Source organism: Paenibacillus sp. FSL H7-0918 (assembly GCF_038007025.1).
Lineage (GTDB): Bacteria > Bacillota > Bacilli > Paenibacillales > Paenibacillaceae > Paenibacillus_AQ > Paenibacillus_AQ odorifer.
Genome location: NZ_JBBOWJ010000001.1, coordinates 207,524 through 224,671, shown reverse-complemented (window position 1 = coordinate 224,671; position 17,148 = coordinate 207,524). Strand labels below are relative to the sequence as shown.

Genomic DNA, 17,148 nt, shown 5'->3' with positions numbered 1-17,148 from the left:
TTCGCTGATTAGTACTGGATGATAGGCTGGAGCAAAAGCTTGCTCCAGCCTATTTATTAAACCCTTAAGAGAGTTGATTTTAAGATAACGGAGGTAGAAATGAGCGGATTAATTATTTATGAGCAGCCGAATGAAGCCCTGGGGAAAGACGATTTTACAGTGAGTGTACGAGAGCCTGGTGGGGGATGGCAAGCACTGTTTGTTTTTGAAGCAAAGGTGGATATGCATCAGGTTCGATCGACATCGATGGTTTATTTTGATATGGAAGGCACGGTGGAGGTCTCTGTTCATTGTAATAACCGGCAGATTGAACAAGCGGTTATTCGCCCTTTGGCAACCCATATTCCCTTTCAAATCGAAGAGAATACCCTTTTGTTCACATTGGAGCACCCGTGTAAGCTTTCCATTGAAATCAATGGAGAACGTTTTAGTAACTTGCATCTTTTTGCCAACCCCTTGGAGACAGCCCCACCTAAACTTGACGATGATAATGTAGTGCTTGTCCAACCAGGAATACATCAATTTGCGGCTATCGCAGAACAAGTTCATCATTTGTCAGAAAGGGCTAATGGGGAGCGTCAAACGATATATTTTATGCCCGGGCTTCATCAATTCGAGAATCCAATGCTGCATATCCCTTCTGGGACCACAGTTTATATTGCCGGAGGCGCGCTCCTTTGCGGATCCATAATGATTGACCATGCTGAGAATGTTGTTGTTCGCGGCAGAGGTGTTCTGTATTTGGCGGATATGGAGAAAACCACTTATTTAAGAGGCGTTCAAATCCAGCATTCTGAACAGGTTGAGATCGAAGGGATCATCACGCTTGATCCTCCGCATTACAGTATATATATCGGAGCGTCTAAGCATATCCGCATTCATAACTTCAAAGCTTTCAGTACACGCGGCTGGTGTGATGGAATTGATATGATGGCTAGCTCAAATGTGGATATTAAAGATGTGTTCTTGAGAACTTCTGATGATTGCATTGCCATTTACGGCAGCCGTGGAGAGTATTATGGAGACTCACGCCATATCACGGTTAAAGATTCCATACTCTGGGCGGACGTTGCTCATGCCATGCATGTCGGTATTCATGGTGATCACCAACATAATGGCGATTTTATAGAAAATATTTGGTTTGAAAATATCGATGTGCTTGAGCATCACGAGCCACAGGAAAATTATTGGGGGGTTATGGCAATCTGTGCAGGGGACAACAATACCGTTCGTAAGGTTACTTTCAAAAATATCCGGGTGGAGGATTTTGAACTGGGGCAGCTGTTTGATGTCCGCGTGGTCTGGAATAAAACCTATAATCCGGTGCCAGGACGATGTATCGAAAATATAGAGTTTAGCGATATCACCTACAATGGGAAGAATATCAATCCTTCCCGTATATTCGGCTATGACGAGGAAAGAGGTGTGAAGGATATTTATTTTTATAATCTTCAGATTAATGGAGAGGTTATTGTCGACCTGAATAACAAACATTTTGTAGTGAATGAATTTGCCAGCGGTATTTATTTGCATTAAATCAGAGGATGTAAATGAATGGAGGAGAACAATGAATTCATTTAAAGAGCTACTCTTTGGAAAATCGCTTAAACGTATTGTTAGGATCACAGTTTCCTTAAGTTTGTTGGTAACGCTAGTGCCTTTATCGGCAGAAGGAGCCGCAGTAGAATCGACAGAGCTGTCGATAATTACGGATTACCAACCTACCATTAATGAGGTTATAGATGAAAGCGGATTCAAACATCCGGGTGTTGGCCTGACTAAGGAAATTCTTGAGAATATTAGGACACAGGTACGGGCGCAAAAAGAACCCTGGATCACTTACTATAATCAGATGCTTCTCTCTCCGGCAGCTTCAAGGACGGTCACTTCCAACAATCAAAGTGGTGCGGATCCGTTGAAACTAGCGAGCGATGCTTTTAATAGCCAGGGCTTTAATTCAAGATTTATAGCGGATGGTTTGAAGGCTTATACACAAGCTCTATTGTATGTAATATCGGGTGATGAGGTTTACAGAGCCAATGCCATGCATATTATCCGGATTTGGTCACAGATGGACCCTGAGAAATACGTGTATTTTAATGATGCACATATTCATACAGGAATTCCACTTAATCGAATGGTTACTGCGGCGGAAATCTTAAGGTACACAAGTGCTCAAACTGAAGAGCTGAAATGGACGGAAAAAGATGTCGCTGATTTTACGAATAATCTTATTAATCCGGTTATTGAAACGTTCCAACACACAAATGATCGTTTTATGAACCAGCATCTTTATCCGCTGCTTGGAGCTATGTCAGGTTATATTTTTACAGGAAATACAGAGAGGTACAATGAGGGAGTTGAATGGTTTACCGTCAATAAAACCGCTGTCGATCAGGGGCAAAATGGCGCGATAAAAGCTTTATTCAGATGGGTTGATACAAATATTGTAACAGGGGAAAAAGTTAATCCACCCGTAGTTCAGCATGTTGAAATGGGCAGAGATCAGGCGCATGGCGCTGGGGATATAACGAATGTAGAGATTTTATCACGTTTATTATTGGCTCAGGAAACAAAGGTAGATCCGGTAGAGGGGACTGTTTCTAGTGCGCTAAATGCGGTGGGTCCGTATGAATTTCTAGATCAACGGATTTTAAAAGCTGCCGACTACTTTGCTCAGTATATGATTGGCCATGATACACCATGGATTCCAGTGGCGGCACATACAGATGTAAATGGAAATCCAACGATTATCTATAAACACTTGGCTGGCGGTTACAGGGGGAGAATTGGCGGTAATGTCTATGACCTTTATTATTATTATAAATATACAGCTGGAATAAATATGGAGGTTGAAGCTCCTTATTTTAGCGAGATGTTTGCTAAGCGATTGCCTTTCTATTGGGAGTCTCCGGATGGAGGCGGGGATTATTGGCTGTACATTCCTAAAGAAGCAGAGGGCGAGGGTACGCTCAATTTGCCGAAGGTGATAACGAATCCAGATTTGAGAGAACTGGAAGACCGGTACACGAAGCTTGATGGTCACTCCACCACAAAACAAGAAGGAGACACTACTTACGTTGAAATTACCGCAACAGATGAGGGCAGTAAAATTGCTTTTGTGGGTGCAAGCAGTGGCGAACGAATCATTGCTTTTAAGATTCGGACTAATGGCATAGCAACCATGGAGGTGTTTGGCGATACCGTTACGCTGCCTGATACAAAGGGGCAATGGAGGTATATTCAGTATGAGTTCAATGAGTTCCAAGGCTTCAGCGATCTTGTCTATTTTAATGTAAAAGGAAATGGAACAACAGTCGATATTGACCATATTAATTTAAAAGCTGGGGCACAGCTTACCCCTCCAGTATTTACATCAGGAAAGGAACCAGTATCTTTATTTACCTATGAGGGATCTACAGCTGCAATTCAATTTGATTTCTCTGCGACAGACGCAGGTGCAACGGATGTTGTTACCTATCAAGCGGATCAGTTACCTGAGGGTGCAGTGTTCAATGAGACTTCAGGTGTTTTCTCTTGGTCTGGAGCACATGCGGGAACCTACTCCTTTGTAGTGAGTGCCGCAGATGGAACTTCGGTTACAGCCAAGGATGTTAGTGTTGTAGTAGCGAATGATCGGCAATCTGCCGTCAACGCCGTCATTTCTCCTTATCATGTTGATGTGCCTTACATTTCGGCAACGTTAGCTTACTATAAGCAAGTGCACGCTGAGGTAATGGATGTAATTACTACTGCCACTGACGAGGTCTTCTATCAGAAGTTATTTGACCTGAATCTCGCAGTGCAAAGTCTTAAAGAATTGACGCCATTAATGAAAGATGGAAGTGTTAATTTTACGAATATGTTTGTTAGCTCAACCTTTGGTAACGCTATCCCGAACCTGCTGGACAACACAAATGATAGTTTTGTGGGGTATTATACAGCGCAGGATCGGGCGCATTACATGGATTTAGGACCGGATTTTCAAATATCAGCAGAAAGCTTTGAGCTTCAGGTAAGAGCTAGTTTTCCGGAGAGAATTGGCGGCGTTGCAATGTTCGGATCGAATGACAAAGAAAATTGGACCCGCTTAACCCCCGGCTTGACAACAGTTACTGAAGAGATGCAGAGACTTGAGGTTCAAGCAGGTCTGGAGCATGAAAAATTCCGATTTTTGAAAATGGAAATGATAAAGCCTTCGAGTACTATGCTGGAAATTGCTGAATTTAGAATCTTTGGCCAGCGGTATGAGACAGTAAATCAATTAGAGTCCGTGTCCATTCACTCGGATCAAAGCTTAAGAAATCGAATTATACCAGGGGATACGATTCAATTATCCTTTAAGTCTACAGAAATGATCCATAATGCCACGGCCCATATACAGGGTCAACCTGTTGCAGTCAGTTCTGTGGACAATATCAACTGGACAGCTAAGCTTGTGGTGAATGAAAATGTTCCATCAGGTATTGTGAAATTTAAGATCAATTATAAAACGGCAGCTGGAGAGGATGCAGTAGAGACTATTTTTACAACAGATGGTTCTACTTTATTCATTGCAGATCAGACGGGACTTGTCGCTAATGTGCTTGAGATAGCAAACCTAATCGATTCCAGTGGAAGAAATACGGCTGATCTTTTGGCAACAGCAAAAGTTTTATTTGATAATCATTTAGGTTCCATCACTGATTTTCGTTTAAATGGCAGTGGTTATGGTGCATATCTAACCTTTGACTTTAAAGAAGGCGGCCAGGCATTGCTGTCTAGGGTAGAAGTAATCGGAAGGCAAGATAATTATGCGGGCAGAATTAATGGAACAGTGGTGCAAGGCTCCAATGACAATGTGACGTGGATCACGATCTCTAATGTAGCAGGAAATACGCCGGAATGGCAGAAGTTGACGATTAACAGCACAGAACCCTATCGTTATATCCGCATCACCAATGGAAACAACTGGTATGGAAACATGGCTGAACTACGTTTGTATGGTGATGTTACAATCAATTCAAAGCTTGATGCGGTGTCCATTAGCTCCGACCAAAGTATCCAGAAACGAATTGTGCCTGGGGACACGGTGAAATTGTCTTTTAAAGCAAGCGATGCAATTAACCAAGTGAATGTCAATATTCAGGATCAAGCCGCAACCGTTGCTACTGTCGATAAGATCAATTGGACGGCTGAAGCGGTCATGGGCAATAACGCACAACCTGGACCTGTGAACTTTAGTATTAAATACAAGTCAAAGGAGGGAATCGAGGGGCCGGAAAAAACATCAACTACAGATGGTTCCTCTCTGTACATTCCCGATGAGACCGAGTTGATTAGTAATGTGCTTGCGATTACTAATTTAAGTGATTCCAGTGGGAGAACACCAACCGATCTCAGGAATGTTGCGGGATCATTATTCGATGGAAATGCAGGCACAATTACGGATTTTCGGGTAAATGGTAGTGGATATGGAGGATTTATAACGTTTGATTTTAAAGAAGGGAATAGGGTCCAGCTGTCCAAGGCAGAGGTGCTTTCCAGGCAAGATAATTATTTTACACGAATCAATGGGACTGTGGTTCAGGGTTCGAATGATCATACAAGCTGGACGACAATCTCCTCTCCTGCAGGAAAAACGATGGATTGGCAGACCTTAAGTATTAGTAACGCAGAAGCCTATCGTTATATCCGGATCTATAATAGTAGTAATTGGTTTGGAAACATGGCGGAATTACGCTTTTATGGCGTAGTGAAAGGGGCGGACTCAACAGCTCCGGTGACAACGGATGATGCGCCACAAGGTTGGACCAACAAGGATACGTTGGTAACCTTCACAGCTACAGATGCGGGCTCTGGTGTTGCGGCAACCTATTTCACAGTAAACGATGGCGAGCAGCAAACCGGGAATTCAGTTATTTTGTCCAATGAAGGAACACATAAGTTAGTTTATTGGAGCGTTGATAGAGAGGGTAATGTGGAACAGCCGCAGAAGACTGCTGTGGTGAAGATTGATCGGACCGCACCACAGTTGGTAATTAAAGGAGAGAGTTCCTATACCATAGAGCAGACATTAAACATCACCTGTAGTGCAGCTGATACTGTATCAGGCATCACTTATTCGCCATGTGATTCAACGCTCGCAGATGTTAAAGTGTATACGCTGGAAGCGGGAACTCATAGTGTAACTGCGAAAGCCGAGGATGCGGCGGGCAATGTCGGGCTGGCAGAGCATTCGTATAGTGTATATGCGACATTTGACAGCTTGTCGGCATTAACCGAAAATTTTGCAGCTGAGACGGGTGCTCCAGATTTAGAAAACGTAACCAATTCACTTAAGCAGCAGCTGGCGATCGCCAAAGAAAAAGCTCAGCAGCATGCTGGCGCAGAAGTTCACAGCTTGCTGGAAGCTTTTAATAGTGAAGTGAATCTCCAGAGCAAGCAGGTGTTCACCTCTGAGCAGGCAGAGGTTCTAGTCCGTTGGTCACAATGGCTCCAGAATACAACTCCGCTTGCTGGTGGAGCCCCTGGAAAGCCAGTGTTATCTGACAATAATGGGCACGACACCGGGCTTCGAGATGGCAGCTATGCCGTCACGATGAATCTTTGGTGGGGGAACAACGGTACCGAGTTTAAGCTCTATGAAAACGATGTACTGATCAGTACCCAGATGCTGACGGACAGCTCACCGAATGCACAAGCCATGAGTACGGATATTGTGGGCAAATCAAATGGAACCTACACGTACACGTGCGAGCTAGTCAACAGCTTCGGTTCGACTGCCTGCGATCCGCTAATCCTTACTGTTACAGATGCAGCGCCGGGCAAGCCTATAGTATCCCACGACAACTGGAGTGGGGATGGAACTTACGACGTTGTGATGAATATGTGGTGGGGAACCAATGGTACTGAGTACCGTTTGTATGAGAATGGAGAAGTAGTCGACACACAGACACTAAGCACGGCTACCCCTGCGGCTCAGATGACAGTTACGAAACTTAAAGATAAGACACCAGGTGTATATGAATACTACGCGGTATTAGTCAATGCATCAGGCGAGACATCTAGCGAGAAAATCACAGTAACTGTCAAGCCAAGAAACTGACCATAGAGCTGATGTAATAGAAGGCCCCTTCTTCGGGATGAACGAGGGAGGGTTTTTTTATAGCAGTTAAAGGATACTATTTAGGGATTGAGACGTTGAATAACGAACGGAGAATTAGGGAAATCTGTAAATTGACATAACACCTATAGGTGTTATAATGAAAAGCGAACCCAAAAGGTGTTATATTAAATGAATGCTGGAGGCTATTTATTATGCAAACTCAAGAACCCTTACAAGAAATTCGTCAAACGATTTTACTAAATGCGCCAATAGAAAAGGTTTGGAAAGCTGTTGCCACGGCAGAAGGAATGGCAGCCTGGTGGATGCCTAGTACATTTGAGCCTGTTGTTGGGCATGAATTCATCCTGCATGCTGGACAATTCGGAGATTCTCCTTGTAAAGTAACCGAAGTTGATCCTCCGAATCGTGTTGGTTTTAATTGGGGGAAGGATTGGCATCTTGCTTTTGAACTGAAAGAAATCGAAGGGAAAACTGAATTTACCTTGATTCATTCTGGATGGGACCCTGAAAAAGTTACTGAATTTGGCCAACCACATCCAATCGTACGCGGCTTTATGAATAGCGGCTGGGAAAAAATCGTCCAAGAAAAACTTCCTGCTTATATCGAGGCTTAATATGCCGGTTGCTGAAGCAGGACATGATGTATTTCAAGCGATAGCAGATCCTACCCGCCGCAGTCTGCTAAAGCTGCTCGCTAATAAGGAAATGTCTATAGCATCTATTACGGATTGCTACCCGATCAGCCGAACCGCTGTTAATAAGCATTTACAGGTATTGTCCGATGCGCAGCTTGTTAGCAGTCAGAAAGTCGGACGGGAGACCCGGTATAAGCTTCAGCCAGAACCTTTGCTGGAGCTGCAAGATTGGCTTGCCTTTTTTGAAGGTTACTGGGCTAATAAATTGTTTGCGCTTAAAGAATATGTTGAGTCTGACTCAGACGAGAAGTGATAAACCGGGTGGCGTGAGATCGCGCTCCCCGGTTTTTTGTGTTGTTTAAATTCAGTTTATAAAAGGGAGTTACCATCACAATACAAACTAAAACGTTGGAGGAATTGTAATGGTAAATGAACGCAAAAAAATAATTGAGCCCAACCCTGGAGATTGGGCCGTCGAAGCGCGTGGGCTCGTCAAAACGTTTGGTGACAATCGCGCAGTTGATGGAGTAAATCTGAACGTTAAGGCAGGCACGATTTACGGCGTTCTTGGTCCCAATGGGGCAGGAAAGACGACGGTAATTCGGATGCTGGCTACGTTACTTCGTCCGGATGCGGGGGCGGCGCGAATCTTCGGGCATGATGTGGTAAAGGAGTCGCAGATTGTCCGGCAATTGATAGGGGTTACGGGACAATATGCTTCTGTGGATGAGTCACTTAGTGCTACAGAGAATCTGATTATCTTTTCACGTCTTTTAGGGTTAGGGCGGGCAGAGGCGCGGCAAAAGGCAGCGGAGTTGTTAGAAGAGTTTGGTCTGACGGAGGCGGCGAAACGGCCGCTTCGAAATTTCTCTGGCGGTATGCGCCGACGTCTGGATCTTGCAGCGAGTCTGATTGCCCAGCCCCCGCTTATCTTTTTGGATGAACCAACAACAGGTCTGGACCCACGGACACGTTCGCAAATGTGGGATACCATTCGTCGGTTGGTGAACACAGGATCAACAGTGCTGTTAACTACACAGTATCTTGAGGAAGCCGATCAGCTGGCAGATCGCATTGCAGTTATTGATCATGGCCATGTCGTTGCAGAAGGCACCGTGGATGAGCTAAAAGCTTCAGTGGGCACCACCTCGCTGCACTTAAAAGTCCAAAATCTTAAAGATATCGCTCAAGCGCGCCGGATTGTGGAACATGTGCTGCATATCCAGTCTATTGTGCCGAATGAGGCTGGAAAAATTACTGCACCGATGGCGAACGCTGATTTAGTCACTGATTTGCTTATTGCACTCCACGAAGCGGGGATTCCACTCGCAGAGATGAGTGTGCAGAAACCGACGCTTGATGAAGTGTTTTTGACGATCACTGGCCATGGAGTTACGGATGAGGCATCCCAAGCATCACAAGAATCAATGAATAAGGAGGCAGCAAGAGCATGAGTATGAGAACTTCTATTATTAGTCCAGGTGCGACCCGACAATTGAAAAACCATACGAGCTTCAAACAATCTGTTCGTAACTCGTTAACGATGGCTTATCGCGGGATATTGAAAATCCGTCGCACACCCGAGCAATTGTTCGACGTAACGCTGCAGCCAATTATTTTCACACTAATGTTTACTTATATTTTTGGTGGAGCCATATCAGGAGATGTAGTGAGCTATTTGCCCGTTATTATTCCTGGTATTCTAGTGCAGACTGTAATCACGACCTCCATCGTCACTGGTGTCCAACTGCGGGAAGACATGGATAAAGGGGTGTTTGACCGCTTTAAGTCATTGCCGATTGCCCGAATAGCCCCATTAGCCGGAGCTTTGTTGGCAGATACGATTCGATATACGATCGCTACTGTGCTTACTTTTGTCATGGGTTATATTATGGGTTACCGACCTGATGGCGGTCTGGAGCATGTCGCAATTGCTGCGCTTTTGGTTATTGTCTGCTCCTGGTCGATTAGCTGGATTTTCGCTTTCTTTGGTGTGATTGCGCGAACCGCTTCCAGCGTACAAGGGATATCAATGATTGTGTTGTTCCCACTCACGTTTCTATCCAACGCCTTCGTGCCTGTAGATACGATGCCTAACTGGCTGCAATGGTTTGTCAAAGTCAATCCAATCTCGCATCTTGTGTCAGCTGTCCGTGAGCTTGCTAACTCTGGAACCGTAGGTTGGGATTTCGCTATTTCACTTATCGGAGCCGCTGTGATTGTTGCGGTTTTTGCACCTATCACTGTGCGTGCATACATGCGCCGGACATAATTAGAGAGATGAAGAAGCGGCAGAAATGCCGTTTTTTTTGTGTTTTTTTAGCATGTTAAAAAAGCCGTGATCTAAGGATATCCCAAGATTACGGCTTGAATTTGTTGAGTAGGGACTTGCAAAGAGGCCTTTTTAGAATTAATAATCTTTTTTAAAGAAAGTATGAATTAAATTGGAAAGCGATCTATCATACAATATTTTAGCCGTTTCCTCGTTTTGAATATGTCCCCCTAAATGCAGATGAATGACGCCATGCAATGACGCCCACACCAGGTTCACAACAAGCAGAGGGTCTTTTTCGTTAATAAATCCTTGTTCGATGGCTTCTGTAATAAGGGCTATCACTTGTTGTAGTGCCGTAAAGATAGCATGTAAGCTTTCCTCCTCCGGTTTGAATTCGCTAAAGGCTCCTCCGAACATAACCATATAATAGCTAGTATGATTCCGTGAGAAATCCCAATAAGCTTGTCCAAGCTCGCGAAGATATAAATTTAGATTGTCTTGTTTTGGAACCGCTTGAAAGGCAGCAGCCAACAATTTACACCCTTGCAGAAAAAGCTCCTTCGCTAAACCTTCCTTGTTTCCAAACAAGTTATAAATGATTTTTGTGGGACATTCCATTTTTTCAGCAACCTTACGGATGGTTACACCTTCGGGTCCGGATTCATGCATAATGGCCGCAGCGGCTTCGATAATGTTCAGTCTTAATATTTCCGCATGCCGTTGCTTTGCTTTTGGGTAGGTTGTAACGGATTCAGCATCTATAGAAGATATTTTGGACGATTTTTGCATGTAGTTTCACTTCCTTAGAACTTTACTTTAGCTTTTTTTAGATAGCCGTTATTTCTAACCCTTATTTTACTGATGTAGAAGAGAAATAGCCAATAATTAAATGTGTAGAACTTTATTTGACAACACAACCTCACTTGGATACAATGATTCTTATTGAAACACTGTTTCTAAATGGTCGTTAAAGGGAGAGAGGATAGCAATGATTACAATTCAAAATAAATGGACGTTGATTACCGGAGCTTCTTCGGGTATAGGTGAAGCGTTTGCTCGAGAACTTGCAGTCAAAGGAAGTCACTTAATTTTAGTCGCCCGTTCTGAAGATAAACTGATTGCTTTAGCGGAAAAATTAAAACGAGAATTTCAAATTCAAGCGGAGGTTCTAGTTGCTGATTTATCTCAAGAAGGTTCCCCTGACAGGCTCTATCAACAATGTGTAGAACGTGGCTTGAACGTTGATATTCTTATTAATAATGCAGGTTTTGCTACGCATGGGCTTTTTGAACAACTATCTGGTTCGAGACAACATGAAGAAGTGATGCTAAATGTTTTGGCGGTTGTAGATCTGACCCATTTGTTTTTGCCAGAGATGTTAAATAGAAAAAGTGGAGTGATTATAAACATTGCATCAACAGCTGCATTTCAACCTCTCCCTAATATGGCTGTATATGGAGCGACAAAAGCTTTTGTATTATCATTTACTCAAGCGCTATGGGAGGAAAATCGGAAACGGGGCGTACAATTTCTTGCGTTATGTCCGGGGTCTACGGAAACAGAATTTTTTAATGTCGTGGGAGCCGATGAGGCTTCGGTAGGGAAACGAGACACACCAGAAAATGTCGTTCAAGTGGCTCTTCGGTCGCTTCAGGCTAAAAAAGTATTTGTTGTCCCAGGATTTACAAACTATATTTCTGCTCAAATGTCACGTTTTTTCACACGTAAACAAATGCTTTATTTTGTTGGACGCATGCTCCGTACACGACATTAATAGGTCAACGTATTCAAGTTGGTGTATTCCTTAGCAATGATTAACTATTTATTAATTATAAAAAAACAACAAAACAGCGGTTCTCCCCAATATGGGAGAACCGCTGTTTTGTGTTTTGACTTGCTGACTTTGACTCCGTTCGCTTGAATTTACATCATCATCATCAACATCAACATCAACATCAACATCAACATCAACATCATCCAACATCACTATCAACATCAACATCAACATCGTCAACATCACCAACATCATCAACATCAACATTCGACATCTAAATCTCAATCACACCGCCGACTCATAATCATACATTGTGGTACGGACCCAGATGATGTTATTAGCATGTTTTTCGCAGTTCTAGCGTAGTTTCGGACTCCAGTGCAGCTATTCCCTAGAAGTGGGCTCGAATATGGTGATTTGTGCGCCAATAGGTGCATTGGGGTCCGATAGGATCAGAAAAGTGGGGAATTTCTGCGAATAAGGTCAACTGAGTCCGATAGTATCTCGTCCAGGGTAATTAACTAACTAATGTATTAAGGTTCAATAAAAAGGAAAACAAACCAGCGTTGGTTTGTTGCTTCAATAGATAATGGGGCAAGCAAGTCTAACGGACCCCAATGACGTTATTAGTATGTTTTTCGCAGTTCTAGCGTAGTTTCGGACTCCAGTGCAGCTATTCCCTAGAAAGGGCCCTAAATATGATGTTTTGTGCGCCAATAGGTGCATTGGGGTCCGATAGAACCTGAAAAGTAGTAAAATGCCTCGAATAACGCCAACTGAGTCCGATAGTACCTCATCCGCCAAACTAAGAGTAGGTAAACGTCACCGTCTATGCAAACAGCCTACTAGTAAACACCCCGCCCTCGCAAACAGCCTACTAGTAAACACCATCGTCCCCGCAAACACTACTGGCCTGCACCTTCGTATACCTAACCCCGTATTGGAAGCTACCTCATGCGCAGACAGCAATTGTGATTTAATCAAGGAAGGTTCGGTCCTCAAATTATGTTAGCCTATTTTTCCATTAACTACTTCATCTGTCGTAGTAATTATGTTATACTGCAACTACTACGACAGATGAAGTAATCATGGGGGGATATTTTTGATCAGCAGTGATGTTATACGCGGCTACAATGATACGATGATCCTCTACATGCTGCTGGACGGGGAATCTTACGGGTACGAGATTTCCAAAAATATCAGGCAGTTAACACAGGAGAAATATGTTATGAAAGAGACAACATTATATTCTGCCTTCACCCGACTGGAGAAAAACGGGTACATAGAATCCTTTTATCTGGATGAGAGTCTTGGCAAGCGGCGTACGTATTACCGGATTACCCCTTTGGGTCTCGCCTATTACCGAGAAAAATGTGAGGAATGGAAGGTTACACAGCAAGTTGTAAACCAATTTATCAAGGAGTGGTGATAGAGCATGGAGACGATCATAGTATATCTGGATAATATGTTTGCGGGTCTGCCAAAGACTCCGGAACTGGAACATCTGAAGCAAGAGCTGCTATCAGGGATGGAGGAGAAGTACCTGGAGCTGAAGCTTGCTGGCAAGTCGGAGAATGAGGCGATTGGTATCGTCATATCGGAATTCGGCAATATTGAAGAGCTGACAGCGGAGCTTGGCATCGATCCAGTTGCGCCAGAACAGGCTATTAAGGTGCTGACGGAAGAAGAGGTTTACGCTTATGCGGCGGCCAGACGAAGCGCTGGATTATGGACGGGGATCGGCGTTTTTCTCTGCGCATGCGGAGTGGCGTTTTTGATCACCCTGGATACAATATTTGAAAATAAGGCTGTTATGAGTGATAAAGGTTCGATGCTGGGGCTGGTCGGAATGTTCGTGCTGGTCGCTATCGCGGTCGGGATGTTTATACACAGCGGAATGAAGCTGGATCGCTTTAAGAGTCTGGAGCAAGGCTTTCAGCTGCCTTATGCTCTAAAAATGGCGCTTCAACGCAGCCAAAGTCTTTATGCTCCGACTTACCGTCTTTCTCTGATTACAGGAGTCTGCCTATGCGTGCTGTCGCCGGCTTTTATCTTTACCACTAGCTATGTCAACGATGACTATGCTCCCTATGGAGTCGCTGCTTTTCTGTTTATTGCAGCTGTGGCGGTGTTTTTGTTCATCTATTACGGGAATATCCAGGGTACTTATACGAAGTTGCTGGAGGAGCCGAATATCACTGCAGAGAAGCAGGAAGAGAACCGATTTGTTGGAGTTGTTGGGGCTGTATTATGGCCTTTGGCGACGGCGATTTTTCTGTTCACGGGTTTTGTCTATGGGCGCTGGGACGTCAATTGGGCAGTATTCCCAATTGCTGGAGTTCTATCCGGCATGTTAAGCAATGTTCATCATGTTCTGAAACGTAAAGATATCTCCTGATGGTGTTAACTGCACTTGTACATTCCTGAACTAGATAGATTATATGTAAGGTATTCTACCAGTTGATTTTGCTGGAAGAATGCCTTTTTTTGTTGGATTTTAACAGGTGAGCTAAATGAGCCCTTTAATATTTTGACATTTAAATTTTAAGTACGGACTTGGACATATGTTGAGAGAAAGAGAATATGAATATACAACAATAATCTTGTTAAAGAGGCGACAATACATTAACTAGTTAGGAGAAATGATCGATGGAATTCGAACTGGGCAGCATTTTGAAACTAGTAAAACGTAGGCTGCTGTTCATTATTGTATTATGTATCGCTGCAGTCGGGCTCGCTGGTAGTGTTAGCTATTATGTTTTACAGCCGAAATACGAGGCGACAGCTTCTATACTTATTCAAGGAGACAGGCAGCAGAAAGCAATTAATGACATTATGGCCGGACAAAAACTGGTAACCACTTACGGGGAGATCATTCGAAGCAGCAGGATAGCGGAAGAGGTTGTCAGAAAGCTGCAGCTAAAAATGACAGCGGAAGAGTTACTCAAAAATGTGAAGACAAGAACCAATAGTGAATCACTCGTAACAACGGTAATTGTGACCAATTCAAAAGCTCAACGGGCAACAGATATCGCGAATGGCTTCGGAGAAGCCTTTAATGCGAATATTCAATCGATTATGGGAGTGGAGAATGTTGTATTTCTCGACCGTGCCAAGGTTCCTTCTGATCCTGTCTCACCTAAGCCGGTCTTCAATATGGCTGTTGCCTTCGGATTGGCGCTGATTACCGGGATCGCAATCTCTATCCTCCGGGAAATGATGGAGAAACCCGTGAGAAGTGCCAAAGATATTCAGCTTGATTTGCAGCTTCCCCTTCTGGGAACCGTGGGCAAATTGAAGCCACGTAAACGGCGGAATAAAGCGAAAACCAAATCAGCAGAAGGAGCCACAAGTTATGAAGAAGAAAACGCCAAAATTATATTGCCTGGAACAACCGAAGTCATCTAACGGAGATCAATTCCGAAGCATACGCTCCAATATTCGTTATACCCGCGTTGGTGGAGAGATCCGCTCTTTATTAGTCACAAGCTCGCTTCCGGATGAAGGGAAATCAACGGTAGCGATAAACCTGGCGATTGCCATGGCAGAAGCTGGTAAGACAGTTCTACTCATTGATGGGGATCTACGTACGCCAACGGTGCATAAGGCATTTGATCTGCCTAATTGGATCGGGCTTAGCAGTATCTTAGTGGATCATACCCGCTTAGAGGATTGCATTATTTCTATTGAGGAAGCAGAAGGTTTGTCTGTATTGACCTCTGGTCCGATTTCACCAAATCCCGCTGAATTACTAGGCTCTGAAGGAATGAAGCGATTATTTACAGAGCTGAGCGTGCGTTTTGATACGATTGTCATCGACTCATCTTCTGTATTAATGCCATTTTCGGATGCCCTTATTTTGGCAACGATGACTGAGGGGGTATTGCTAGTTGTGAAATCCGGAAAAGTGCTCTTAAAGCACACGAGTTCTGCCAAGCACTTGTTAGAGCAGCAGGGAGCACATTTACTGGGAGCCGTATTGAATTATCGGAAAAAGAGCAGGCGTTCCAAGATTCGTGGTGAAGATTTTGCCGAGTGGGCCTCTTCTTCAGGAATGGTCTGACGTCTATGTCATTTGCTTCTCTTCGTTATTTGCTCGGGAATATCACTTACGCTGGTGCTCAGTTTGTGATTGTGATCCTGCTGAATAAATTCGGGTCATCGGCAATCGTGGGGCAATATTCGCTAGGGCTTGCAGTTACTGCTCCGATCTTTATGCTGTCGCATCTACATCTTCGTTCCGTATTAATCGTTGATTCATCGGGGAAATACAGTTTTGGAGACTTTCTGGGCTTACGGCTGATAACAACCGCCCTTGCGTTTACGATTACCGCAGGTTTTTGCATAATGAGTGGTTTGGATTGGAATACAGCATTGGTTATTTTCTTCATCGGTCTGTATAGAATCGTTGAATCAATCAGTGATATTTTATTAGGCATCGTTCAAAAGGAGGAGAGATTAGATCAAATCTCAATCTCCAGAATGGCAAAAGGGTTATTCTCCATTCTAATCTTCATCCTCGTATTTATCCCTACACAGAGCCTTATTCTTGCCTTATTAGTCATGATTATCGGATGGTTAGCGATAACGATTGGATATGATGCTCGTAAAGCGAGAATATACACTTCTCTCAGGCCACTCTTCAACAAAAGAAGCCTATGGAGTTTACTGATCGTCAGTTCACCGCTAGGCGTGGTGTTGGCGTTGATGTCGTTAAATACGAATATCCCATTATACGCGATTTCCTATTTTAAAGGGGAGCATGACTTAGGTATTTATGCTTCACTCTCATATATGATTGTTGCCTGCAATGTTGTCGTCACCGCACTTGGTGAAGCCATAACACCACGTCTTGCCAGGTGGCACTCAGGCGGGAGACACAAGGAGTTTGTCACTTTACTCAGCCGAATGATAGCGATGGGTTTGGGTTTTAGTGCGGTCGCTTGTTTGATAGGGTGGTTGTTTGGACACAAGCTGTTAACCTTATTATTCAGTTCAGACGTGGCAGGAGAGTTAGGGTTGTTTCATTGGCTGCTGGCGTCCACCATGCTGGTATTTATTTCATCCTACCTGTGGTACGCCATAACGGCTACCGGAAGGTACAAAGCCCAGATTCCATTGTTTCTGTGCACAGCATTCACTAATGGCTTATGTTGTCTGATCTTCGTACCTCATTACGGGGTAGTAGGTGCTGCGATGGGAGCTAGTTCGTCGTTATTTGTACAGATGATTGGCAGTGTAGTTGTGCTGTATCGTGTCATCGGAAAGGTAAGAAATCGGGAACAGTCGGAAGCGGCAGCATAAGTTCTTTGTTTTATAGGAAAGTAGGAAAGTAGGAAAGTAGGAAAGTAGGAAA

14 protein-coding genes are annotated in these 17,148 nt (G+C 43.8%); 12 read left to right on the top strand and 2 right to left on the bottom strand.

What is annotated here, in order from left to right; all coding sequences use genetic code 11:
* Positions 1-99: 99 nt before the first annotated feature.
* The 6 genes from MHI15_RS01085 to MHI15_RS01060 all read left to right on the top strand — a co-directional run bounded on the left by MHI15_RS01085 (position 100) and on the right by MHI15_RS01060 (position 10,015).
* Positions 100-1,536 (top strand): glycosyl hydrolase family 28 protein, encoded by a 1,437-nt coding sequence (locus MHI15_RS01085; protein ID WP_076301582.1) that lies wholly within the window; start codon positions 100-102, stop codon positions 1,534-1,536.
* A gap of 31 nt (positions 1,537-1,567) precedes the next feature.
* Positions 1,568-7,087 (top strand): discoidin domain-containing protein, encoded by a 5,520-nt coding sequence (locus MHI15_RS01080; protein ID WP_341164042.1) that lies wholly within the window; start codon positions 1,568-1,570, stop codon positions 7,085-7,087.
* A 212-nt stretch (positions 7,088-7,299) separates the two neighbouring features.
* Positions 7,300-7,722, top strand: a complete 423-nt coding sequence (locus tag MHI15_RS01075; RefSeq protein WP_076129854.1) for an SRPBCC family protein — start codon at positions 7,300-7,302, stop codon at positions 7,720-7,722.
* Position 7,723: 1 nt separating this feature from the next.
* Positions 7,724-8,056 (top strand): ArsR/SmtB family transcription factor, encoded by a 333-nt coding sequence (locus tag MHI15_RS01070; protein WP_076182444.1) that lies wholly within the window; start codon positions 7,724-7,726, stop codon positions 8,054-8,056.
* A 109-nt stretch (positions 8,057-8,165) separates the two neighbouring features.
* A complete protein-coding gene (locus MHI15_RS01065) occupies positions 8,166-9,197 on the top strand; it encodes an ATP-binding cassette domain-containing protein (RefSeq protein WP_341164041.1) in 1,032 nt (343 codons plus the stop codon).
* A gap of 2 nt (positions 9,198-9,199) precedes the next feature.
* Complete coding sequence (locus tag MHI15_RS01060) at positions 9,200-10,015, top strand: ABC transporter permease (protein ID WP_076191054.1); 816 nt, start codon at positions 9,200-9,202, stop codon at positions 10,013-10,015.
* A 138-nt stretch (positions 10,016-10,153) separates the two neighbouring features.
* Here MHI15_RS01060 and MHI15_RS01055 read toward each other — a convergent pair whose 3' ends face one another.
* Positions 10,154-10,807, bottom strand: coding sequence for a TetR/AcrR family transcriptional regulator (locus tag MHI15_RS01055; protein WP_341164040.1), 654 nt, complete (start codon positions 10,805-10,807; stop codon positions 10,154-10,156).
* 199 nt (positions 10,808-11,006) lie between these two features.
* On the opposite strand from MHI15_RS01055, the gene MHI15_RS01050 reads away from it, so the two are divergent.
* Positions 11,007-11,792, top strand: coding sequence for an SDR family NAD(P)-dependent oxidoreductase (locus MHI15_RS01050; RefSeq protein ID WP_341164039.1), 786 nt, complete (start codon positions 11,007-11,009; stop codon positions 11,790-11,792).
* Between the two features lie 51 nt (positions 11,793-11,843).
* On the opposite strand, the gene MHI15_RS01045 is transcribed toward MHI15_RS01050, so the two are convergent.
* Positions 11,844-12,014: a hypothetical protein gene (locus MHI15_RS01045; protein WP_341164038.1), complete on the bottom strand. Its 171-nt coding sequence runs from the start codon at positions 12,012-12,014 to the stop codon at positions 11,844-11,846.
* Positions 12,015-12,894: 880 nt separating this feature from the next.
* Here MHI15_RS01045 and MHI15_RS01040 point away from each other — a divergent pair.
* From MHI15_RS01040 to MHI15_RS01020, 5 genes are all read left to right on the top strand, one after another.
* Positions 12,895-13,221, top strand: coding sequence for a PadR family transcriptional regulator (locus MHI15_RS01040; RefSeq protein WP_076129753.1), 327 nt, complete (start codon positions 12,895-12,897; stop codon positions 13,219-13,221).
* Between the two features lie 6 nt (positions 13,222-13,227).
* Positions 13,228-14,190 carry a permease prefix domain 1-containing protein gene (locus MHI15_RS01035; protein WP_341164037.1) on the top strand — a complete coding sequence of 321 codons (963 nt, stop codon included), beginning with the start codon at positions 13,228-13,230 and terminating at the stop codon, positions 14,188-14,190.
* A 251-nt stretch (positions 14,191-14,441) separates the two neighbouring features.
* Positions 14,442-15,200, top strand: a complete 759-nt coding sequence (locus tag MHI15_RS01030; RefSeq protein WP_076194867.1) for a YveK family protein — start codon at positions 14,442-14,444, stop codon at positions 15,198-15,200.
* The gene (locus MHI15_RS01025; protein WP_076129750.1) at positions 15,148-15,855 is read left to right on the top strand and encodes a CpsD/CapB family tyrosine-protein kinase; all 708 of its coding nucleotides are present in this window, start codon (positions 15,148-15,150) and stop codon (positions 15,853-15,855) included. The genes MHI15_RS01030 and MHI15_RS01025 overlap by 53 nt, the downstream gene beginning before the upstream one ends.
* A gap of 5 nt (positions 15,856-15,860) precedes the next feature.
* Positions 15,861-17,096: an oligosaccharide flippase family protein gene (locus tag MHI15_RS01020; protein ID WP_341164036.1), complete on the top strand. Its 1,236-nt coding sequence runs from the start codon at positions 15,861-15,863 to the stop codon at positions 17,094-17,096.
* The last annotated feature ends 52 nt before the right edge of the window (positions 17,097-17,148 follow it).